General features: G+C 72.0%; 16 protein-coding genes and 1 tRNA gene. 4 read left to right on the plus strand and 13 right to left on the minus strand.

The window, feature by feature from the left end:
• The gene (locus tag M6B22_RS10290) at positions 1-3549 is read right to left on the minus strand and encodes a hypothetical protein (protein WP_269445673.1); all 3549 of its coding nucleotides are present in this window, start codon (positions 3547-3549) and stop codon (positions 1-3) included.
• Between the two features lie 145 nt (positions 3550-3694).
• Positions 3695-4318: a response regulator transcription factor gene (locus tag M6B22_RS10295; protein WP_269445674.1), complete on the minus strand. Its 624-nt coding sequence runs from the start codon at positions 4316-4318 to the stop codon at positions 3695-3697.
• 265 nt (positions 4319-4583) lie between these two features.
• On the opposite strand from M6B22_RS10295, the gene M6B22_RS10300 reads away from it, so the two are divergent.
• Entirely contained in the window at positions 4584-5864 is a 1281-nt protein-coding gene (locus tag M6B22_RS10300; RefSeq protein WP_269445675.1) for a COG1470 family protein, read from the plus strand.
• Between the two features lie 468 nt (positions 5865-6332).
• Here the strand turns inward: M6B22_RS10300 and M6B22_RS10305 are convergent, their stop codons facing one another.
• Positions 6333-6698 carry an FKBP-type peptidyl-prolyl cis-trans isomerase gene (locus tag M6B22_RS10305; protein WP_269445676.1) on the minus strand — a complete coding sequence of 122 codons (366 nt, stop codon included), beginning with the start codon at positions 6696-6698 and terminating at the stop codon, positions 6333-6335.
• 35 nt (positions 6699-6733) lie between these two features.
• On the opposite strand from M6B22_RS10305, the gene M6B22_RS10310 reads away from it, so the two are divergent.
• Positions 6734-7207 carry a GNAT family N-acetyltransferase gene (locus M6B22_RS10310; RefSeq protein ID WP_269445677.1) on the plus strand — a complete coding sequence of 158 codons (474 nt, stop codon included), beginning with the start codon at positions 6734-6736 and terminating at the stop codon, positions 7205-7207.
• 51 nt (positions 7208-7258) lie between these two features.
• Here the strand turns inward: M6B22_RS10310 and M6B22_RS10315 are convergent.
• The 5 genes from M6B22_RS10315 to M6B22_RS10335 all read right to left on the minus strand — a co-directional run bounded on the left by M6B22_RS10315 (position 7259) and on the right by M6B22_RS10335 (position 12216).
• Positions 7259-7331, minus strand: a tRNA-Thr gene (locus M6B22_RS10315).
• Positions 7332-7465: 134 nt separating this feature from the next.
• Positions 7466-8296, minus strand: a complete 831-nt coding sequence (locus M6B22_RS10320) for a PSP1 domain-containing protein (RefSeq protein WP_269445827.1) — start codon at positions 8294-8296, stop codon at positions 7466-7468.
• Between the two features lie 35 nt (positions 8297-8331).
• Positions 8332-9555, minus strand: coding sequence for a DNA polymerase III subunit delta' (locus M6B22_RS10325; RefSeq protein ID WP_269445678.1), 1224 nt, complete (start codon positions 9553-9555; stop codon positions 8332-8334).
• Positions 9552-11681 carry a dTMP kinase gene (tmk, locus tag M6B22_RS10330; protein ID WP_269445679.1) on the minus strand — a complete coding sequence of 710 codons (2130 nt, stop codon included), beginning with the start codon at positions 11679-11681 and terminating at the stop codon, positions 9552-9554. Before tmk ends, M6B22_RS10325 begins: the two co-directional genes overlap by 4 nt.
• 46 nt (positions 11682-11727) lie before the next feature.
• Complete coding sequence (locus tag M6B22_RS10335; RefSeq protein ID WP_269445680.1) at positions 11728-12216, minus strand: MarR family winged helix-turn-helix transcriptional regulator; 489 nt, start codon at positions 12214-12216, stop codon at positions 11728-11730.
• A 64-nt stretch (positions 12217-12280) separates the two neighbouring features.
• Here M6B22_RS10335 and M6B22_RS10340 point away from each other — a divergent pair, with 64 nt between their 5' ends.
• Entirely contained in the window at positions 12281-13162 is an 882-nt protein-coding gene (locus M6B22_RS10340) for a methyltransferase domain-containing protein (protein ID WP_269445681.1), read from the plus strand.
• 326 nt (positions 13163-13488) lie between these two features.
• On the opposite strand, the gene M6B22_RS10345 is transcribed toward M6B22_RS10340, so the two are convergent.
• A complete protein-coding gene (locus M6B22_RS10345) occupies positions 13489-14409 on the minus strand; it encodes an alpha/beta hydrolase (RefSeq protein WP_269445682.1) in 921 nt (306 codons plus the stop codon).
• 112 nt (positions 14410-14521) lie between these two features.
• Between M6B22_RS10345 and M6B22_RS10350 the strand changes: the two genes are divergently transcribed.
• Positions 14522-14989, plus strand: a complete 468-nt coding sequence (locus M6B22_RS10350) for a MarR family winged helix-turn-helix transcriptional regulator (RefSeq protein WP_269445683.1) — start codon at positions 14522-14524, stop codon at positions 14987-14989.
• 30 nt (positions 14990-15019) lie between these two features.
• Here M6B22_RS10350 and topA read toward each other — a convergent pair whose 3' ends face one another.
• The 4 genes from topA to M6B22_RS10370 all read right to left on the minus strand — a co-directional run bounded on the left by topA (position 15020) and on the right by M6B22_RS10370 (position 21569).
• A complete protein-coding gene (gene topA / locus M6B22_RS10355; protein ID WP_407935679.1) occupies positions 15020-17647 on the minus strand; it encodes a type I DNA topoisomerase in 2628 nt (875 codons plus the stop codon).
• Between the two features lie 141 nt (positions 17648-17788).
• On the minus strand, positions 17789-18499 hold the full coding sequence (locus M6B22_RS10360; RefSeq protein ID WP_269445685.1) for a hypothetical protein: 711 nt from the start codon (positions 18497-18499) through the stop codon (positions 17789-17791).
• 124 nt (positions 18500-18623) lie between these two features.
• Positions 18624-20948, minus strand: a complete 2325-nt coding sequence (locus M6B22_RS10365) for a sodium-translocating pyrophosphatase (RefSeq protein ID WP_269445686.1) — start codon at positions 20946-20948, stop codon at positions 18624-18626.
• A gap of 270 nt (positions 20949-21218) precedes the next feature.
• Positions 21219-21569: an STAS domain-containing protein gene (locus M6B22_RS10370; RefSeq protein WP_269445687.1), complete on the minus strand. Its 351-nt coding sequence runs from the start codon at positions 21567-21569 to the stop codon at positions 21219-21221.
• Between the last annotated feature and the right edge of the window lie 29 nt (positions 21570-21598).

Below are 21598 nucleotides of genomic sequence, written 5' to 3' on the forward strand. Positions count from 1 at the left end.
TCACCCCCGTCCCAGGAAGCGCGGCGGCGACTCGGTGCGCGGGACCACCAGCATCGTCCCCTTGACCTTGCTGAACAGGTGCGCCGGGCTGGACGCCACGATGTCGCGGGCCCCGAGCAGGTCACGGCGCACGATCAGCACCTGCACCCGCAGCGTGCCGTCGGCCGCAACGATGTACGGGCCGTCGAACGCGGTGATGCCGTCGGACCACCTCAGCAGGACGTGATCACCGGCGGGGAAGTCCTCGCCGAACGCGAGCGTGACGAAGCCGGGTGGCCCGATCGCGGGCAGCAACCGGATCGCCGGCTGCTTGACCGGCAGCACCACCGAGCGCGAGTTGTTCGCCGGGATGGGATCGGGCACGGTCGAGGCGATCGTGGCCGTGAGCGTGCGCGAGTAGCCGTGCGCCGGGTTGCCGACGGGCGCCGGGTCGAGGGCGATCACGAAGCTCTGCTGCGCGCCGGGGGCGAGCGTGCCGACCGCGCACGGCGTACCGCCGGCAAGGCAGGCCGGCGCGGCGCTCGGGTGCAGCGCCGCCGGAACGGTCACCGTCAGCGTCGCCGCCGTCGCGGCCAGCGGGCCGTGGTTCACGATCTTGACGGTGGCGCTGAGCGCTCCGCCGACGAAGCCGACCGGACGGGACAGGTGGATGGTGACGCCCAGGTCGGCTGTACGGGCCCGTGGCGCAGGCGGCTGGACGGTCGGCTCGGTCTCCGGCTGCGGGCGCTGAGCGACGGTGCGCACCCCGCTGCCGTCCGGCCTGATCGCGTAGCCGCCGATGTTCGTGACCTGCCGGGCCGGTTCGCCGGCGAGGTAGAGCTGAGCGCCGTCTGCCGACCAGGTCGGGTCGTGGGCCGCCGCGATCGACGTGCGGCTCGGGGTCGGGACGGCCCGCTTGATCGGGACGAAGTTCAGTTCGTAGCCGGTGAGCGCGCTGACCTGCTGCGCGGGCACGGACGTCGGCGTGCCGGCGATCGAGGCGGGCAGCGTGATCGTGCGCAGCATGCCGCTGTCGTCGTAGGCGAGCCGGGCGCCGTCGGGCGACCACGCCGGGGAGCGGCCGTTGATCGCACACGGCGTCGTGGCCGAGCAGGCCGTGCCGCTCGATGTCGGGACCGTCGTGGTGATCGGGCCGCCCTGCCCGGTGGCCGCGTTCACGACCCACAGCTGCGGACGTGGGTAGCTGCGCCGGGTGACGTCGTCGCGCTGGGTGTCGTTGCGCAGCCAGCCGGTCTGGCTGATCGCGGTGCCCACCGGCGGGTCGGCCGCCACGAAGTCACCGGTCCCCCCCTCGCCGACCGAGATGGTCGTCGCCGCGCGGTTGTCCGCGAGGTCCGCGTCCGGCGAGGGCGCACCGACGCCGGCCTTGAGCTCGTACACGCCGAACGGGGCGTCGCCGCGTTCCACCGCCGAGAAGGTGACCTGCCTGCTGGCGAAGCCCGGCAATGGCCCGAGCACGCAGCGCAACCTGGTGGCCGCGGTAGGCACCGGCAGGCTCGTGCACGAGACGCCGGCAGGCAGCCCGCCCGCGGTGACCAGGAACATCGCGTTGTCGGCGTCGCCGGTGCTGCCGACCGTGATCGTCAGCGTCGCGTTCGCCGACTCCACGGCGGTGCCGTTGCGGACCGTCGCGACGAACACGCCGGTGGCGCCCGCGACGGGTGCCAGGGTGAGCCGCAGGTCGGGCACCGGGGTGGAGCGGACGAGCGCGAGGTGCGTGCCGTCCGGTGACCAGGACGGGTCCAGGTCCTGGACCTGGGCGGTCGGCTGGACACTGTGCGGCGTGACCTGCACGGGGATGGACGGGGTCGCGTCCGCAGGCACGTCCGCGATCATCACCGCAGCGGACTGGACGTCATTGCGCAGGGCGAACCGGGTGAACGCGATGCGGGTGCCGTCAGGCGACCAGGCCGGCTCGGTGTCGTACTCGACACCGTCGGCATCCTGGCTCGCGAGTTGCCGCGGCGTGCCGGTGCCGTCCGCGTCGGCGATCATGATGACGCGCCGGTCAGGCGACTCGCTCTGCGGGTCGCCCGGGACGAGCTGGCTGTAGGCGAGCCGGGTTCCGTCGGGCGAGTAGGCCGGCTGCGACTCGTCCGGGTCCGCGGACAGGAACGGCTGCCGCCCGGCGCCGTCCGCCGCGACAGCGGTGGAGATGCCCGCGGACCCGCTGCGCGCGGTGATGTAGACGCCGGCGTGCTCGCCGTCGGAGTTGTTGCCGGTCACGATGGCCGGCTGCGACTCGGCCGCGCCGGGCGTGTTCGCGACGTCGACCGGGGCACCGATCGCGATCAGCCCACCGTCCTGGGTGAGCTGCTGCAGCAGGACGTCGCCGTACGGATCGGCGCCCGTCGCGGTGTACGCGAGCGACGGCGCGCAGTTCTCGCTGCCGATGCACAGGTCGCCGAAGGCCGGCTGCGCGCCCTGCGGCGGCGCGTCGCCGTACAGCGAGCTGACCTCCCGCTGCGCAGCGGGCACCGAGGCGACGTCCGCCGGCGGCAGCACCAACCAGCCGAGCGAGCCGTCCGGACGGAACCGGGTGGTGGTCAGTGCCAGGTAGACGCGCGCATCGTCCAGGCCGGACGGGTCGTTGAGCGCGACCGGCTCGGTGTTCGCGACGCCGGCCGCGCCGAACGTGCGCCGCGACGGGCCGGCATCGACGCCGGCGACGGGTTGGAGGTTGCCGTCGCGGCACACGTCGACGCACTGCTGGTAGATGTCACCGAGCGGGTTGTCCCGGGTGCTGCTGTACACCAGCTCGTTGCCGACGCTCGCGGAGTTGGCGGCCAGCGCCTGCGTGCCGACCCAGTTCGGCCAGAGATTGTCGCCGCGCTGGTGCGCGAGCGGAACGCGCGAGGTGACCAGCGGCGAGCAGCCGGCCGGGCTCGTCGGCGCCGCGCGCACCGACACGGTGGCCACCCAGATGTTGACGTGGCCGTCGTTGCCCGCGCCGCCGGCGGTGCTCGCGTACGCGACCTGGACCGTGCGGCCCGAGCCCGTGCCGATGACGGCCGAGGCGACCGGGTGCGACTCGGTCGCGGCGTCGCAGGTGACCCGGATCGGCTGGGCGCCGAAGGCCGAGCTGCTCAGGAACACGTCCGGTACGCCGCCGGCCCTGGTGCTGACGAACACGGTGACCAGCGGCACCCCGGTGTCCGTCTCGCTCACCGCGAGCTCGCCCTCGTGCGCGGCGGTCGCGCTCGCGAACCCGGGCGCGGCGTCCGCGAAGAAGGAGCCGTCGGCCGGGGTGAACCGCGCGATGTGGTCGGTGTCATCGGTGAACGCGACCCGCGCCCGGGTGGTGGGGGTCGGGGTCAGCCCGGTGAGTGGCGCGGCGAGCGGCGACATGAGCCGCGAGGCGAGCTGCACCGCGGGCGACGACGCGGGCGACGCGGCCGACGCGGGCGACGCGGCCGACGCGGGCGACGCGGCCGACGCGGTGACGGGCGCCGCGGGCGACGTGACGGCGCGCGCCGTCACCGCGAACTGCGCGCACGCCAGCACGACGGCGGCACCGGCCAGCCGGAGCCCGATCCAGCGAGATCGCACGTCGTCCCCTTCGTGAGGTTGAGCGGCACTGGGCGCGCACGTCCACGCTCGTGCAGCGGCCGGCAGCGGCGCAGCCGGGGATGGGCAGTCGTTGGTGCCGGCGGCACCGCCTGTTCGGGCACGGCACGACCGGACGTCCGTTCGATCAGATGAGCCCCTCGCGCAGCGCGTACGCGACCGCGTGGCAGCGATTGCGCAGCTGCAGCCGGCTGCTCACGTCATGCAGCACCGTCTTCACCGTGCGTTCGGAGTAGCCCAGCTTCGAGGAGATCTCGGCGGTGTCGAAGCCGTCGGCGACCAGGCGCAGCACCTCGACCTCGCGCGCAGCGAGGCCGCTGAAGGTCAGCCCACGGGGCACCAGCACCTGGCGCTGCAGGCTGCCGACCTGGCTGAGCAGCCGACCCAGCAGGTCGGACGGCACGCTGCCCTCGCCGCTGGCCGCGCGGCTGATCACGTGCACCATCCGCTCCGGGGTCGCCTCGCAGCGGCGCACCAGGCCGATCACGCCCGCTTCCACCGCCGCGATCAGCCCGGCGTCGTCCAGGGTGCTGGCCACCAGCACCGCGCGGGACGGGCCCTGCCGCTGGACGGCACGCAGCAGCCGCACCGCGTCGTCGTCGACTGCGTCCACGACGATCAGGGCGACCCGGGCGTCGGCGATCTCGTCCGCGCGGACGACCCGCACCTCCGGGCGCGGCCGCAGCGCACTCGCCACGCCCGCCTCCGAGATCGGATCCCGCGCGTGGATGTAGACCGGTACTCGCTCCATGTGCACACCTCTCCGCCCGTTCGGGCTGAACTCGCTCACGTCGCGTCCGAAGCAGACGGCGGTCTTGCTCGAAGGACGGCCCGGGTGCCCGAATTGATACGTCCCTTCGGGCATCGGATCGCCCCCACCGTCGCGTGCCGAGGGGCGCAGAATGGACCGGCGTCCTCTTCGTGCAGTCAACGTGGACTCAACGGGCAGCCGAAGTGCCTTTCTGCCCACCCTCGAGTTCGTCCCACGGGCGCCTGGTGTCCCTACCTTCACAACCATGAGCACAACTGCGACCCTCGAGTCGCCCCAAGTCCGCCTGGATGCAGGCAGCGAGGCCGTCGTCCCGCTGCACATCCGCAACAACGGCACGATCGTCGAGGGCTACCGGTTCGAGATCGTCGGTGCGCCGGCGGACTGGACGATCGTCGAGCCGCGGGAGGTCTCGCTGTTCCCGGGCGACTCGACCACGGCCACGGTCAGCTTCCGGCCGCCGCGCTCGGCCGCGATCCCGGCGGGCACGCTGCCGTTCGGCGTCCGGGTCGTCCCGACCGAGCACCCCCGCGACACCGTCGTGCCCGAGGGCGTCGTCGAGGTACTGCCGTTCCTGGAGACGACCGCCGAACTGGTGCCGCGGACCTCGCACGGGCGGCACGGCGCCAAGCACCAGGTGGCGGTCGACAACAGGGGCAACGTCCCGGTGTCCGTGCTGTTCAGCGCGGCCGATCAGGGCAATCAGCTCGAGCTGGCGTGCACTCCGGAGTCGATGACGGTCAACCCGGGCAACGCCGCGTTCTCGGACGTGCGGGTGAAGCCGGCCAAGCGCATGTGGCGGGGCCAGCCGATCACGCACCCGTTCGCGGTGACGGTCGTGCCGCACGCCGGGCAGCCGGTCACGCTCGAGGGCGCCCACGTGCAGGACCCGGTGCTGCCGAAGTGGCTGCTCAAGGCACTGCTGCTGCTGCTCGCGCTGTTGCTGCTGCTCGCCGCGCTGTGGTTCCTCGTGCTCAAGCCGACGATCAAGTCCGCCGCGAAGGACGCCGTCAAGGACCCGCTGGCCAAGGCGTCCAGCCAGGCGGCCGCTGCCCAGAAGCAGGCTGCCGCGGCGCAGCAGCAGGCAGCGGCAGCGCAGTCGGCGGCTGGTTCGGGCGGGCCGGTCGCGCCGGTCAGTACCGCGCGGCCGGCCGGCCCGAAGGTGATCACCGCTGCGTTCAGTGACCGGCTGCACGTCCTGACCAACGCAGGCGCCACGAACTCGACCGGCGTGACCGTCCCGTCCAAGACCACGCTGCAGCTGACGGACCTGGTGTTCGAGAACCCGCAGGGAGACTTCGGCACCGTCACGATCACCCAGGCCGGCAACACGCTGCTGTCGATGGCGCTGGAGAACTTCCGCGACACCGACTACCACTTCGTCTCGCCGATCGTGGTGAAGGCCGGTGACGCGGTGGTCGTCAGGGTCACGTGCAACACGGTCGGCAAGCCGCCGGACGCCCCGCCGCCGACCCAGTGCGACACCGCAGTGTTCGTGGGCGGCACCACCAGCAAGCCGGCGAGCTGAGCGGCATTCGCGCGCGCGGCGGCGCTCCCCCCACGCGCTGACCACTGTTCGCGCCGCTTCCCCCACGCAGTTACCGACATACGCGCGCTTCCCCCACCCGGTTACCGACATACGCGCGCTTCCCCCACCCGGTTACCGACATACGCGCGCTTCCCCCACCCGGTTACAGAATTCCAAGCCGAAATCTCGTCAGCCGGTGGGGGAAGCCGGCGCGGGGCGGGCAACCGGTGGGGGGAGCGGGACGGGGCTATTTGACGCCGAGTAGGTCGACCACTCCCCCCACGCAGTTACCGACATACGCGCACTTCCCCCACCCAGTTACCGATTTCCAGGCCGAAATCTCGTCGGCCGGTGGGGGAAGCCGGCCCGACCCCGTGCGGAGTCGTCGGCCGGTGAGGGAAGCCGGCCCGACCCGGTGCGGAGCGGGCAACTGGCCCGGGGGGCAGCCGGTGGGGGAGCGGGACGGGGCTACTTGACGCCGAGCAGGTCGATCACGAACACCAGGGTCTTGCCGGACAGCCGATGCCCGCCGCCGGCCGGGCCGTACGCCTTCTCCGGCGGGATGGTGAGCTGGCGGCGGCCGCCGACCTTCATGCCCGGGATGCCCTCCTGCCAGCCCTGGATCAGGCCGCGCAGCGGGAACTCGATCGACTCGCCGCGGTTCCACGAGGCGTCGAACTCCTCGCCGTTGTGGAACTCGACGCCGACGTAGTGCACCTCGACGGTGTCGCCGGCCTTGGCCTCGGCGCCCTCGCCGACCACGATGTCCTCGATCTTGAGGTCGCTGGGGGCCTCGCCGCCCGGGTACTCGATCACTGGCTTGGAAAGTGGCATACGTCCATCCAACACGACGTGGCAGGCTCGCGTTCATGCCGCCCGTCCGTGACGCCACCCTCGCCGAACTCGACCCGTGCACGCTGTACCGCATCCTGGCGCTGCGCAGTGCCGTGTTCGTGCTGGAGCAGGACTGCGTGTACCTCGACCAGGACGGCCGCGACCTGGAACCGGACGCCCGGCAACTGTGGGTCGAGCGGGACGGCGAGGTGCTGGCCACGCTGCGCCTGCTGCGCGATCGGAGTGCGGCAACCCCCGCCGCGGAGGGCGGGGCCGGAACGGCCCGCATCGGCCGGGTGGCCACCGCGAAGAGCGCACGCGGTGCCGGGTTCGCAGCCGACCTGATGCGCCGCGCGCTCGAACTCGCCGGCGACGGCCCGATCGTGCTCGATGCGCAGAGCTACCTGGCGGACTGGTACGCCCGGTTCGGCTTCGTCCGCGACGGCGCCGACTTCATCGAGGACGGCATCCCCCACATCCCCATGCGCCGCCCCGCTGTAGAGCGATGAATCCCGCACGCCGCCAAGGGGAGTGAGGACGGGACGCGGCCAAGCAGACGGAGCCGCCTCGGGGAATCGAACCCCGGACAACCTCATTACGAGTGAGGTGCTCTACCGACTGAGCTAAGGCGGCGGGTGCCGGCGAACCGGCACGATGGGCCAGTCTAGCGGGTTCGAACGGCCGCCTCGCACACCGCAGTTCAGGGCTGGCGCACACTGCAGTTCCGGGCTCGCGCACCGGACTGTCCGGGCTCGCGCACCGGACTGTCAGGGCTGGCGTACCGCACTATCGCGCGACTCGTACGCCTTGCGGCTCGCGCACACCGAGGCGAGCGCGCACGGGCTGGTCCGCCCGTCGGCACTCATCCGGACGACGACCTGTTCGGCCGGCACGCTGTGCCCGACCACGGTGCCCGGCCCCTCGTCCGTGTCGACCTGCTCGCCGATCGCGGGCGCCTTCGCGGCGAAGTCCTGATACAGCGGGTGCTCGTACTTCAGGCAGCACATCAGCCGCCCGCACGCGCCGGAGATGCGCAGCGGGTTCAGCGGCAGGTCCTGGTCCTTGGCCATCCGCACGGTGACCGGTTCGAAGTCGACGAGGAACGTCGAGCAGCACAGTTCGCGCCCGCACGAGCCGATGCCGCCGGTCAGCCGGGCCTCGTCGCGGGCGGACAGCTGGCGCAGCTCGACCCGCCCGTCCAAGGTGGCGGCCAGGTCGCGCACCAGGGCGCGGAAGTCGACCCGATGCGGGGCGGTGAAGTAGACGACCGTGTGCTTGGTGGAGGTCACGTAGTCGACGCCGCTGACCTTCATCGGCAGGCCGTGCTCGCGGATCAGCCGGCGGGCCGCGACCCGCGCGGCGGCGCGCTTCTTGCGGCCGGCCTCGGCGGCGGCGACGTCCTCGTCCGAGGCCATGCCGAGCAGGACGGGCAGGCCGCCGACGTCCTCGCTCACCCACTGCGGCGCCCACATGACCTCGGCGACCTCAGGATCGGAGTCGGTCGGGTACAGCACGTGATCGCCGACCTGTGGCGTGAGCGATCCGGGGTCGGCGTAGTACAGCCGGCCCTGCCGCTGGAAGACCACGGCGCAGATCATGCTCACGGCGCCCACCCTAACCGCGGCCGGTCACCTCAGGGCAGGCGCAGCGCCGCGGTCATCGCCTCGACGGCGATCTCCGGCTTGACGTTCAGTTCCAGCGCGGTGCGGCAGGCCAGCACCGCGTCCAGCCGGCGCAGCACGCCGGCGGACGGCACCCGCGCGGCGACTGCGCGCACGTCGTCGTCGAAGTCCGGATGCGCGCGTGGGACGTCGGTGCCTGCGTGCACGAGCAGCACGTCGCGGTAGAACGCCGCGAGGTCGACGAGCGCCCGGTCCAGCGAGTCACGCACCGTCCGGGTGGCCCGCGACTTCTGCCGCTTCTCCAGGTCCTTGATCGCGCCGGCCGTGCCGCGTACCGAGGCGGCCGTGCCCTTGCCGGTCGCGCCGATGCCCAGCGCGTTGTTCAGCGCCTCCAGCTCGTCGGCGTCCCGCTCGCCGGAGACCGCGTCGGCCTCGGCCTTGGCCGCCGACACCAGCTGGTCGGCCGCCTGCAGGCAGGCGCGCAGCGAGGTGAGCGAGGCCGGGATCGCCAACACGGTCGCGCGATGCTCGCGGGCGGCGGCATCGACGGCCAGCCGGCGCGAACGGCCCACATGCCCCTGGCCGGCGGCAGCCGCCCAGGACGCCGTTGCACCGTCGATGCCGCTGCGTTCCAGCACCGCGGCCACCGCCGCTGCCGGCGGCGTGCGCAGGCCGACGAGCCGGCAGCGCGAGCGGATCGTCACGGCGATGTCGTCCGGGTGCGAGGACGGCGAGCAGAGCATGAACACGGTCCGCGGCGCCGGCTCCTCGATCGCCTTGAGCAGCGCGTTGAACGCGCGCTCGCCGAGCCGGTCGGCGTCCTCGATGATCACCACCTGCCAGCGGCCGGTCGCGGGCAGCCGGGCGGACTGCTGCACGATCTCGCGGGTCTCCTTGACGCTGATCGACAACCCCTCGGGGTTCATGATCCGCACGTCCGGATGGGTGCCCGCCCGCACCGTGTGGCACGCCGTGCACTCGCCGCAGCCGGGGTCCGCGACCCGCTCGCACTCCAACGCGGCCGCGAACACGCGCGCCGCGACCGAGCGCCCTGACCCGGCCGGCCCGGTGAACAGCCACGCGTGCGTGAACGCGCTCGCATTGCCCGCGCTCGCGGCGTCGCTCCCCCGCTCGCTCCCCCGCTCGCTCACCAGCACGGCCGCGGCACGCGCGGCATCACGCAGCACGGCCACCGCCTCGTCCTGCCCGATCAGCTCGTCCCACAGCGAGGTCACTGCGGCGCAACCGCCTTCGGCGGCGGGGCGGGCGCACAGTCCGGCCGGATCAGCCGGCTGACCGCGGCGCGCACCTTCGCGGCGATCACGTCCGGCTGTAGCGAGGCGTCGAGCACCAGGTAACGCCGCGGGTCGGACTCGGCGAGCATGCGGAACGCCTCGCGCACCCGCTCGTGGAAGCTGATCGACTCGGCCTCCAACTTGTCCTCGCCGCCGCGCCCGCGCACGCGCGCCAGACCCAGCTCGGCAGGCAGGTCGAGCAGCACGATCAGGTCGGCCTGCAGCCCGCCGGTCGCCCAGCGCGAGATCTTGCGCACCTCGTCGATCTGCAGGTTCCGCCCGACACCCTGGTAGGCGAGGGAGGAGTCGACGTACCGGTCGGTGACGACCACCTGGCCGGCTTCGAGCGCCGGACGGATCACCGACTCGACGTGGTGGGCGCGGTCGGCCGCGAACAACAGCGCCTCGGCCCGCGGCGACAGCGCCGGCGAGTCGTGCAGCAGCAGCCGGCGGATCTGCGCCCCGACGTCGGTGGCGCCGGGCTCGTGCGTGGTGGTGACAGCGGTGCCGCTCTCGCGCAGCCACTCGGCGAGCCGTTCGACCTGGGTGGACTTGCCCGAGCCCTCGCCGCCTTCGAACGCGACGAACAGACCGCCGGTGCGCATCCGCCGGCGCGCGGAGGAGTCGCCGCGCAGCGCGGACGTGACGTCCTGCCACACCGCGCCCTGCTGGCGGTCGTCCATCTTGCGGTAGGCCAGCAGGCCGGCGAACAGGGCCAGGATGCCGCCGACGATCAGCACGATCCGGGTGCCGTCCACGACGTAGTCGACCGACCCGAAGTGGAACGTCTTGCGCCCCACCTGCGCGACGGCGAACGGCACCGCGGCGAGCGCGAGGATGAGCACGACGCGGATCAGCGACTGCAGCATCGCGAAGACCCGCCCGCGCATCTCGTCGTCGACGTCGGTGCCCATCAGCGTCATGCCGGCCAGGTACGCGACGCCCGCGCCGAACCCGAGCCCGAGGACGAACACGGTGGCGAGCGCGACGTGCGGCATGACGGCCGTCAGGATCAGGCAGACTGCGGCGAACACGATGGCGAGCCCGAACAGCCGCCGCCGGGACAGATCGCGCGCGATGCGCGGGCCGAACGCCATGCCCGAGCCGAGGCCGACGAACACCGAGCCGAACAGCACGCCGTACGCCGCGTTGCCACCGCCCAGGCTGGTGACGAAGATCTTGCCGGCGCCGATGACGGCACCGGCTGCGACGAAGGCGCCGACCAGCCCGACGATCAGGCCGCCGACCAGGCGCGAGGACTTGATGAACGACAGCCCCTCGCGGAGCAGGTGCAGCAACCCCGACTGCCCCTCGACGACCCGGCCGTTGCGGTGCCCGCTGATCTCCGGGATGAACACCACGATCACCGCGCCGGCCAGGAACGTCGCCGCGTTCAGGTACAGCGCCAGGTTGACGGGTTGGGTCTTGAAGAAGTCCAGGTGCCTGGCCAGCACGTTGGTGATCAGTGACAGCACCGAGAACAGCCCCGCACCGGCGACCGGGGTCAGCCCGTAGGTCGTCACCAGGCTGAGCTGGTTGGCGGCCTCGATCTGATCGCGCCGCACCAGGTTCGGCACCGACGCGTCCTTGGCCGGCATCCAGAACAGGCTGACGCATTCGATCAGGAAGCTGGAGATCAGCAACCAGGCCAACGTCCGGTCGCGGTCGACGACCAGGTGGGCCAGCGGGATGGACAGGAACAGCACGAAGCGGACGGCATCGGAGACGATCATCGTCATGCGGCGGTCGAAGCGGTCGGCGAACGCGCCGGCCAGCGGGCCGAGGAAGATCGCGGGCAGCAGCTTGACCACCAGCACGCCGCCGAGGGCGTAGTTCTTCGCCTGATAGCCGTTCGCGAGCGAGGTCGCCAGCGCCGTGGTGGCCAGCAGCCCGAGCCAGTCGCCGAGGCTGGACAGTGCCGTGGTGTACCAGAGGCGGCGGTACGAGCGGACGCGCATGACGCCACGGATCGCCGACGAGGCCGAGATTCCGGCGGGTGTCGGCGAGGCAGCCGTGGCGCCGGCGGCCCTGTTCTCGCTGATGACGGCCCCCCTCTTCTCGGACAAATCGTGGTCAGCCTAGCTGGGCGGTACGCCAGCGATCGGCGTTCGCTCAGCGCGCAGCGGCCAGCAGCAGCACGCGCAGGGCGGCCGCCAGGTCGTGGCGCCGGCCCGGGTCCAGACTGCGCAGCAGCTCGGTCTCGCTCGCGAGCAGGGCGGCGACGGCGTCGTCCACCCGGGTCCGCCCCTCGGCGGTGAGCCGCACCCGGACCAGGCGGCCGTCGGCGGGGTCGGCACGGCGCGAGACGAAGCCGCGGCCGCTGAGCCGGTCGAGCCGGCTGGTCATGGTGCCGGACGTGACGTGGGTGCGCGTGGCGAGCTCGCCCGCGGTGAGCTCGAACGGCTCGCCGCTGCGGCGCAGGACGGACAGCACGTCGAACTCGTGCGCCTGCAGGCCGTGTTCGACGAAGGCGATGGCCCGCCGCTCGTCCAGCACGTCCGCAAGCCGGGCCACCCGCGAGAGCACGTGCAGCGGCTGGACGTCCAGGTCGGGACGCTCGCGCGTCCAGGCCTCGACGATCTCGTCGACCTCGTCGGTCATCGGTCCATCCTGCCATATCTCTTGACCTCAAGATATATTTGCTGCCGGGACGAGGGAGCGGCCGATGCGATGGGATCCGGCGCAGTACGGGCGGTACGCGGCCGAGCGCGGCCGTCCGTTCGGGGACCTGCTGGGGCGCGTCGGGGCCGCCGCGCCGCGCCGCGTCGTCGACCTGGGCTGCGGGCCGGGGACGCTGACCGCGCTGCTGGCAGCCCGCTGGCCGGACGCGCTGGTCGAGGGCGTGGACGCCTCGCCGGAGATGATCGCGCGAGCGGCGTCGGTGCCGGGCGTGGTGTTCGGCGTAGGTGACGTGTGCGAGTGGACGATGCCGGCCGACTGCGACGTGCTGATCTCCAACGCGACGCTGCAGTGGGTGCCCGGGCACGACGCGCTGCTGCGGTCCTGGGCGCGCACGCTGCCGCTGCGTGGCTGGCTGGCGTTCCAGGTTCCCGGCAACTTCGCCGCGCCGTCACACGCCCTGCTGCGCGCTCTTGCGGAGTCGGAGCGATGGGCGCCGCTGCTGGGTGGCGTGCTGCGGCACGAGGACGCTGTGCTCTCACCGGCGTCGTACGCGGACCTGCTGCTGTCCTGCGGCCTGGCGGTGGACGTCTGGGAGACGACGTACCTGCACGTGCTGGCCGGGCCCGACCCGGTGCTCGAGTGGATGCGCGGCACCGGGCTGCGTCCGGTGCTCGGCGCGCTGGCAGACTCCCGCTCCCCCCACCCGGTACCGAAATCCGGGCCCGACATTTCGTCAGTAGGTGGGGGGAGCGGGTCAGTCGGTGGGGGGAGCGGGTCAGTCGGTGGGGGAAGTGAGGCGGAGGGCAGCGCGGCCGACGCGTTCGAGGCCGAGTACGCGGCACTGCTGCGCGAGGCCTACCCGGCGGGCGAGCACGGCACCCCCTTCGAGTTCCGCCGCATCTTTGCGGTCGCCCACAAGCCCTGACACGAAAGGTGCACGTGGCCTGCGTGGCGACGCTGCGCGTGCTGGTCCCGGGTCCACTCCCGCGCACGGCAGACGGTGATCGAGCGGAACCGCGCGCTGCAGGAACGCGACGCGCACAAGCTCACCGAGCCCGCGACGTCGATCGCCGATGCCCTGCGCGCGCGGGGCGCCGACGATCTGACCGCCACGTTGGCCGCGAGTCCGGCGTCACCGTCTTCGCGGTCGCCTTCGCGCAGTGGATCGGCAAGGGCGAGAAGCGCCGGCTCGCCGATCTCTGCACCGACGTCCTGCGCGACCTGCAGACGCTCACCGCACGGACGAGGCCCTCACGCGGCCGCCGCTGACGGCTCGGCCCGAACGTGTGCGCCGAGGAAGGCGGCGGCGCGGTCCAGCGCCGCGTCGCCCTCGTCCAGGATGGCGGCGAAAGCCTGGAAGACGTGCGGCACGCCCGGAGTGACGTCCAGCGTGACGGCGACGTCGTGCGCCGCAGCGCGTACCGCGAGGGTGGTGGCGTCGCTCAGCAGGACCTCGTGCGAACCGGCCTGGACCAGCAGCGGGGGCAGCCCGGTGAGGTCGGCGAAGATCGGGCTGACCGACGGGTCGCCGGCCGGCGTGCCGGTGCCGTCCAGGTAGTCCTTCGCCCGGGTGCCGATCGCGGCGGCGGTGATGTTCGGATCGCGCTCGGCATTGGTGCGGTAGCTGTCGCCGCTGACAGTCAGGTCGGTCATCGGCGAGAACAGCAGGGCCGCGGCGGGCATGGCCACGCCGGCGCGCAGGCCGCTGATCAGCACCTCGACCGCCAGGTTCCCGCCGGCCGACTCACCCGAGACCACGATCGTCGCTGCGTCGTCGACCTGCTCGAGCAGCGCGCGGTAGACGGCGGTCGCGTCCTGCAACGCCGCCGGATAGGGGTGTTCCGGGGCGAGGCGGTAGTCGACGGCCACGGCGCGCATGCCGCTCTTGCGGGCGAGCGTGGCAAGCAGCCCGGCCGATCCGCGCGCCGAACCGACGGCAAAGCCGCCGCCGTGCAGGTGCAAGATCACGCCGCGTGACTCCGTCCCGGCGATGTCGAGGAACACGACGGGCACGCCGGCCAGTTCGCCGTCGGACAGGCGCACGTCGTCCGGGAGCGGGTTCGCCGTCAGCATCGCGTCGAGGAGCGGCCGTTGCACTGCAGGCACGCCGCCGAGATCGAACGGTGCGTCCCGCAGGATGCGGTGCACCAGCTCTCGTTGTTGCTGGCTCATGGTGCTCTCCTTGTGGTCTGCATCGTGCTCGGTTCTGCGCGACGCCTCGCAAACTAGATTAGCAGTAACCTGCATAGAAGCAAGCTAGTTGGAACTAAGGTAGTCTGTTGTGATGCGAAGCGACCCGAAGGAGACCGGCCTGCGGCAGGTCTTCGACGACCTGGTCCGGTTCGAGACGATGCTGTGGAACGCCCTCGACCGGCGCCTGCAGGCCGAGTGCGCCCTCAGCCTGGGCAGCCTGAACACCATGCTGGTGATCGCGTCCACGGAACACTGCCGCGTCTACGACATCGCCTCGGCCCTGGTGATCACGGTCGGCGGCGCCAGCCAGGCCGTCGACCGGCTCGAGGCCGCAGGGTGGTGCGCACGGCAGCCCAATCCGGCCGATCGCCGCTCCTCGATCGTTGTGCTGACCGAGCGTGGCGAGAAGCTACTGGCGGCCGGCGGTGCGGTGTTCGACGCCGAACTCGAGCACCGGCTGCGCGAGCCGCTGTCGGCGACGGCGCTCGGCCACCTCGGCCGGACGCTCGGCACCCTGCGGCGCGCGCACGCACGGGACGAGGACGATCCCGCCGGTTAGCCTCCGCGCTCGGCGTACCAGTTGCAGCGGTCAGGATCTCTTCGCTGCAGCCTTCTTCGCCGGCGCCTTCTTCGCGGCGGTCTTCTTGGCGGCCGCCTTCTTCGCCGGCGCCTTCTTGACGGCCTTCTTCACCGGCCCGCGGGCGCGCCGATCGGCGAGCAGTTCGGACGCCCGCTCGTCGGTGATGTCCTCGATCGAATCGCCCTTGCGCAGCGACGCATTGGTCTCGCCGTCGGTCACGTACGGCCCGAACCGCCCGTCCTTGATCACCATCGGCTTGCCGGACACCGCATCGGTCCCGAGTTCGCGCAGCGGCGGCGCGGCGGCGGTGCGCCGACCACGCAGCTTGGGCTGGGCGAAGATCGCCTTCGCCTGCTCGAGGTCGACGGTGAACAGCTGCTCCTCGGACTCCAGCGAGCGTGAGTCGGTGCCCTTCTTCAGGTACGGCCCGTAGCGCCCGTTCTGCGCGGTTACCTCCTCGCCGTCGAGCGCGCCGACCACCCGCGGCAGGGTCAGCAGCCGCACCGCGTCCTCGAGCGTCACCGTGTCCAACGACATCGACTTGAACAGCGACGCCGTCCGCGTGCCGTCCGTCACGTACGGGCCGAACCGTCCTGACTTGGCGGTGATCTCGGCACCGTCCGGCGCCGTCCCCAGGTCGCGGTCCCCGGACGGCGCCGACAGCAGCTCCTCGACCTTCTCCGGCGTCACCTCGTCCGGCGCAAGGTCCTCCGGCAGCGAAGCGCGTTGGGCCGTGTCGTCCGAGCCTCGTTGCAGGTACGGCCCGTAGCGCCCGACCCGCACGACCGCATCCGTGTCGCGCAGCGGGATCGAGTTCACCCCGCGCGCGTCGATCTCCTCCAGCCGCGAGGCGATCAGCCGCTTGAGCCCGCCCTGCGCGGAGATGCGCTGCGAGTCGACGGGTGCGTCCGCCGCGCCGAAGTAGAACCGCTGCAGCCACTCGATGCGCGAGCGCTCGCCCGCGGCGATCGCATCCAGGTCGTTCTCGACCGACGCGGTGAAGCCGTAGTCGACGAGCCGGCCGAAGTAGGACTCGAGCAGTCCGATCACCGCGAACGCGGTCCACGACGGGACGAGCGCCGGGCCCTTCTTCCACACATAGCCACGGTCCTGGATGGTCTGCAGGATCGAGGCGTACGTCGACGGCCGGCCGATGCCCATCTCCTCCATCGCCTTGACCAGCGAGGCCTCGGTGTAGCGCGCGGGCGGTGCCGTGCTGTGCCCGTCCGCGGCGAACTCGCGCGGGTCGAGGGCGTCGCCGGCGGCGAGTTGCGGCAGCCGCTTCTCTGCGTCGTCCTTCTCGGCGGACTCGTCGGTGTCCTCGACGTAGGCGCGCAGGAAGCCGGGGAAGGTGATGGTGCGCCCGGACGTGGTGAACACGACCGCCTCGCCCGCCGAGGACTCCCCCGCGATCCGCACCGACACCGTCGTGCCCACCGCGTCGGCCATCTGCGAGGCGAGCGTGCGCTGCCAGATCAGTTCGTACAGGCGGAACTCGTCGGACGAGAGCTGGTTCGCCACCTGGCCCGGTGTGCGGAACGTGTCTCCGGCCGGCCGGATCGCCTCGTGCGCCTCCTGCGCGTTCTTGACCTTGCGGGTGTAGGTCCGCGGCTCGGCCGGCACGAACGCATCGCCGTAGAGCTCGCGGGCCTGGGTGCGCGCCGCGGTCAGCGCGGTCTCCGACAGCGTCGTCGAGTCGGTACGCATGTAGGTGATGAAGCCGTTCTCGTAGAGCCGCTGCGCGACCCGCATCGTCACTGCGGACGACCAGCGCAGCTTGCGGCCGCCCTCCTGCTGCAGCGTCGAGGTCATGAACGGCGGGTACGGACGGCGGCGGTACGGCTTCTCCTCGACGCCCTTCACGGTGAACGGACGGCCGTCGAGCCGGGCAGCGAGACCGCGCGCGCCCGCCTCGTCCAGGTGCAGCACGTCACCGCCCGCGCGGCCGGTGGCCGGGTCGAAGTCGCGGCCGGTGGCCAGTCGCAGATCGTCGACCGTCACCAGCGTCGCGGTGAAGGTCTCCGGGTCACCGGGCTTGGGCGAGCCGGGCGCGAACGTCGCCGCGACATCCCAGTACTCCGCGGAATGGAACGCCATCCGGGCCCGCTCGCGCTCGACCACGACCCGCGTCGCCACCGACTGGACCCGTCCGGCCGAGAGCTTGGGCAGCACCTTCTTCCACAGCACCGGGCTGACCTCGTAGCCGTACAGCCGGTCCAGGATGCGGCGGGTCTCCTGCGCGTCGACGAGGTGCACGTCGATCTCGCGCGGATTGGCCACGGCGGCGGCGATCGCGCTCGGCGTGATCTCGTGGAACACCATGCGCCGCACCGGGACCTTGGGCTGCAGCGTCTCGACGAGGTGCCAGGCGATGGCCTCGCCCTCGCGGTCCTCATCGGTGGCGAGGTAGACCTCGTCGGCGTCCTTGACCAGGCTCTTGAGCTTGCTGACCTGCTGCTTGCGGTCCGGGCTGATCACGTACAGCGGTTCGAAGCCGTCGTCGGTGTTGACCCCCAGCCGGGCCCAGGACTCCCCCTTATACTTGGCCGGGACGTCGGCGGCGTTGCGGGGCAGGTCGCGGATGTGGCCGATGGACGCCTCGACCACGTACCCCGCGCCGAGGAAGCCGCCGATCATCTTCGCCTTGGTCGACGACTCGACGATCACCAACTTGGTGCCCGTCCGCGATCGGTTCGCCACATCCACTCCAACTAGAGGTCCCGTCCGGCGCCTACCGGTGCCGTCGCGGACGGTACCCCACCAGTCCAAACAGGCCGCTCAGCGCACCGCCGGCCAGGCGGCCCCGGCCCCGTCCGGAGCGGCGCCGAGCAGCTCGACGAGGCGGCGGATCCGCTTGGCCGAGGTGACCCGCCAGCCGGGTCCGCCGCGGTGGGAGATGGAGACCGCGGCCAGCCCGAGGCGCGACAGTTGCGCGCCCGCGGCCACATGCAGCGGACCGTCCGGTGCGGATGGGGTCCCTCCGCCGTTCCGGGTGTGGCCGGCGGGCGAGGTGGCCAGCAGGTACCCGACGTCGTCCGGACGTCCGGCGGCCAGCGCCCACAGCCGCAGCCCACCCGCGGTGAGGGCGAGCCCGGCGGGCGGCACCAGGTTGGCCCCCCGGGTCCAGCGGTCCGCGTGCGGCAGCAGTTCGGCGCGGAAGGCGGTGCGGGCGGCGAATCCGCTCTCGGCCGGTGAGACGGCGGGCTCGTCGCCGGAGTCGCTGCCGGAGTCGCTGCCGGAGTCGCTGCCGGAGTCGCTGCCGGAGTCGCTGCCGGAGTCGCTGCCGGAGTCGCTGCCGGAGTCGCTGCCGATGCCGCGGAGCGCGAACTCGGCGGCCAGCGCGTCCGCGCGCCAGCGGTCGGCCACCACGACGGACAGCCGCGCGCGTGCTCCGGAGCGCACCCAGTGCCCGCCGGCGAGCAGGATCCCGTCCAGGTCTTGCAGGGACGGCTCGGCGACGGCGGCACCGAACAGCGAGAACTGCGTCATCGCCTGCCTCCCCCGCCGCTCGTGGTGCTCATCGTTCCGCGTCCGGTCGCAGATCCTCCGCCGGAAACGCCGAAGCGGCCCGGACGCGGGCTGTTGCCGCATCCGGACCGCCTCAGGTGATCGGTCAGGCCGCGGCCTCGGCCGGTTCGCGGTCGGCCGGGTTCTCGCCCATCGACACGACCCGCTTCTTCGACACGATCACCGCGGCGGCGATGATCAGGAACGCGATGACCGCAATGACGACCCGCACGGCTGCCGACGAATCGTTGCCGAGGCTGAACTTGACGATGGCAGGCGCGATCAGCACGGCCACCAGGTTCATCACCTTGATGAGCGGGTTGATCGCCGGCCCGGCGGTGTCCTTGAACGGATCGCCGACGGTGTCACCGATGATGGTTGCCTCGTGCGCCTGGCTGCCCTTGCCGCCGTGGTGGCCGTCCTCGACCATCTTCTTCGCGTTGTCCCAGGCGCCACCGGAGTTGGCCAGGAACACCGCCATCAGCACGCCCGCGGCGATGGCCCCCGCGAGGAAGCCGGCCAGCGGCGCGACGCCGATCGCGAAGCCGACGCAGATCGGCGCGAAGATCGCCAGCAGGCCCGGGGTGGCCAGCTCGCGCAACGAGTCCTTCGTGCAGATGTCGACCACGCGGGCGTAGTCGGGCTTCTCGGTGTAGTCCATGATCCCGGGCTTGGTGCGGAACTGGTCGCGCACCTCGAACACCACGCGCCCGGCGGCGCGACCCACGGCGCTGATCGCCAGGCCGCTGAACAGGAACACGACCGCCGCGCCCAGGATGATGCCGACCAGGTTGTTCGGCTGCGTGACCAGGTACTGGAACGCGTAGTTCGTCCCGCTGATCGTGCCGTCGGCGCCGATCGCCTTGATCGTCGCCGTCCCGATCGCGTCGGCGAAAGAGCCGAACAGCGCGGTCGCCGCCAGCACCGCCGTGGCGATCGCGATGCCCTTGGTGATCGCCTTCGTGGTGTTCCCGACGGCGTCCAGATCGGTCAGGATGCGCGCGCCGGTCTCGTCGATGTCGCCGCTCATCTCGGCGACACCCTGCGCGTTGTCACTCACCGGGCCGAAGGTATCCATCGAGACGATGACACCGGCCGTCGTCAGCAGCCCGGTACCGGCCAGCGCGACCGCGAACAGCGCCACCCCGATCGAACCGCTACCGAGCAGGAACGCTCCGAACAGCGCGATGGCGATGAGGATCGCGGTGTAGACCGCGGACTCCAGGCCGAGCGCGATACCCGAGAGCACCACGGTGGCCGGTCCGGTCAGTGACGTCTTCGCGACGTCCTTGACGGGGCGCCGGATGGTGTCGGTGAAGTAGCCGGTCAACTGCTGGATGAGCACCGCGAGGACGATGCCGATCAGTACCGCGACGAACGCGATCACGGCCGGGTTGCCCTTGCTGGCGAAGCCGGCACCGAACTTGGAGAAGTTGCTCGGCAGGAAGGTGAACGCGGCGATCGCGACGAGGACCAGCGAGGTGGCCGCCGAGATCATGAAGCCGCGATTGATCGGGACGAGCCCGTTGCGGTCGGTCGCGCGCAGCTTGGTGGCCAGGATGCCGACGACCGAACTGATCACGCCGATCCCGCCGATGATCAGCGGGAGCATCAGGCCCTTCGAACCGAATGCGGACTGCCCCAGGATCAGGGCGGCGACCAGCATGACGGCGTAGGACTCGAACAGGTCGGCAGCCATGCCGGCGCAGTCGCCGACGTTGTCGCCCACGTTGTCGGCGATCGTGGCCGCGTTGCGCGGGTCGTCCTCCGGAATACCGGCCTCGACCTTGCCGACCAGGTCGGCGCCGACGTCGGCGGCCTTGGTGAAGATGCCGCCGCCGACACGCATGAACATGGCCAGCAGCGCGCCGCCGAAGCCGAAGCCCTCGAGCACGGTCGGAGCGTGGTCGTTGTAGCAGAGCAGCACGACGCACGCGCCGAGCAGGCCGAGGCCGACCGTGAGCATGCCGACGATGCCGCCGGTTCGGAACGCGATGTGGAAGCCACGCTGGCCGCCGCCACCACGGGCGGCGGACGCGACCCGGACGTTCGCGCGGGTCGCCATCGTCATGCCCACGTAGCCGACGGTCGCCGAGAACGAGGCGCCGACGAGGAAGAAGACGGCCCTGCCGATGCGCACCGGCCAGCCGCCGTCGTTCACCGGCAGCAGCAGGAGCAGCAGGAAGACGATGATCGCGAAGACGCCCAGGGTGCGGAACTGCCGGTTCAGATAGGCCGCCGCGCCCTCCTGGACCGCCTTGGAGATCTCCTGCATCTTCGGCGTGCCCTGGTCGGCCTTGAGGACCTCCTTGACCAGGACGACCGCGTAGACGAGCGCCAGCAGCGCCACTGCGCCGAGGACGAGGACGAAGCCGCGCTGCCCGCTGGTGATTCCGGGCAGGCTTGCGGCGATCTGGTGGTGCGCAGCCATTCAACTCCCCTTGCTGTGACGTCGACTCGACGTGAGCGACGGGTTCTGCCGGTGGTTAGGGCAGGATGCGCCCGCCGGCGCGGGAGGAATTCGCACCAGTTGCGGACTCGCGGAGTCTAGCCGGGGTTTCGCGGCAGCACCGAGCCGGGTTCGGTATTTGTTCGCCGGGCCCGGGCGCGCCGACCGGCCCGGGTCAGCGCAGGGTCAGCGCGGGGTCAGCGCGGGGTCAGCGCGGGGTCAGCGCGGGGTCAGCGCAGGGTGAGCGCGGGGTCAGGCCCGGTCGGGCACCGACGCGAGGGCCTCGTCCAGGCTGGTGTGCAGGTCGAACACGCCGTCGAGCCCGGTGATGGTGAACAGCTTGCGGATCCGCTCGCTGGTGCAGACGACGGGCATCAACACGCCTCGTTCGCCTGCGGTCGTGCGCGCCGAGACCAGGGCGCCGAGCCCGGTGGAGTCCAGGAAGCCGACCTCGCTCAGGTCCACCACCACCGCGGACGCACCGGGGGTCAACTCGGCGCTCACGCCCTCCCGCAGGCGCGGCGCGGAGTGGACGTCCACCTCACCGGCCACGCTGACCACGGATACTGAGGACTCGCTTCGGCGTTCGACGCTCAGGTCCACGGTTCACCTCCTGGCGTCGACAACTGGAC

The organism is Jatrophihabitans cynanchi (assembly GCF_027247405.1).
Classification (GTDB): Bacteria; Actinomycetota; Actinomycetes; order Mycobacteriales; family Jatrophihabitantaceae; genus Jatrophihabitans_B; species Jatrophihabitans_B cynanchi.

Bases quoted from the DNA above. Each gene is read 5' to 3' on its own strand.
- M6B22_RS10295 (WP_269445674.1), bottom strand. From the start codon at position 4,318: ATGGAGCGAGTACCGGTCTACATCCACGCGCGGGATCCGATCTCGGAG.
- M6B22_RS10300 (WP_269445675.1), top strand. From the start codon at position 4,584: ATGAGCACAACTGCGACCCTCGAGTCGCCCCAAGTCCGCCTGGATGCA.
- M6B22_RS10305 (WP_269445676.1), bottom strand. From the start codon at position 6,698: ATGCCACTTTCCAAGCCAGTGATCGAGTACCCGGGCGGCGAGGCCCCC.
- M6B22_RS10310 (WP_269445677.1), top strand. From the start codon at position 6,734: ATGCCGCCCGTCCGTGACGCCACCCTCGCCGAACTCGACCCGTGCACG.
- M6B22_RS10320 (WP_269445827.1), bottom strand. From the start codon at position 8,296: ATGATCTGCGCCGTGGTCTTCCAGCGGCAGGGCCGGCTGTACTACGCC.
- M6B22_RS10335 (WP_269445680.1), bottom strand. From the start codon at position 12,216: ATGACCGACGAGGTCGACGAGATCGTCGAGGCCTGGACGCGCGAGCGT.
- M6B22_RS10340 (WP_269445681.1), top strand. From the start codon at position 12,281: ATGCGATGGGATCCGGCGCAGTACGGGCGGTACGCGGCCGAGCGCGGC.
- M6B22_RS10345 (WP_269445682.1), bottom strand. From the start codon at position 14,409: ATGAGCCAGCAACAACGAGAGCTGGTGCACCGCATCCTGCGGGACGCA.
- M6B22_RS10350 (WP_269445683.1), top strand. From the start codon at position 14,522: ATGCGAAGCGACCCGAAGGAGACCGGCCTGCGGCAGGTCTTCGACGAC.
- topA (WP_407935679.1), bottom strand. From the start codon at position 17,647: ATGATCGGCGGCTTCCTCGGCGCGGGGTACGTGGTCGAGGCGTCCATC.
- M6B22_RS10360 (WP_269445685.1), bottom strand. From the start codon at position 18,499: ATGACGCAGTTCTCGCTGTTCGGTGCCGCCGTCGCCGAGCCGTCCCTG.
- M6B22_RS10365 (WP_269445686.1), bottom strand. From the start codon at position 20,948: ATGGCTGCGCACCACCAGATCGCCGCAAGCCTGCCCGGAATCACCAGC.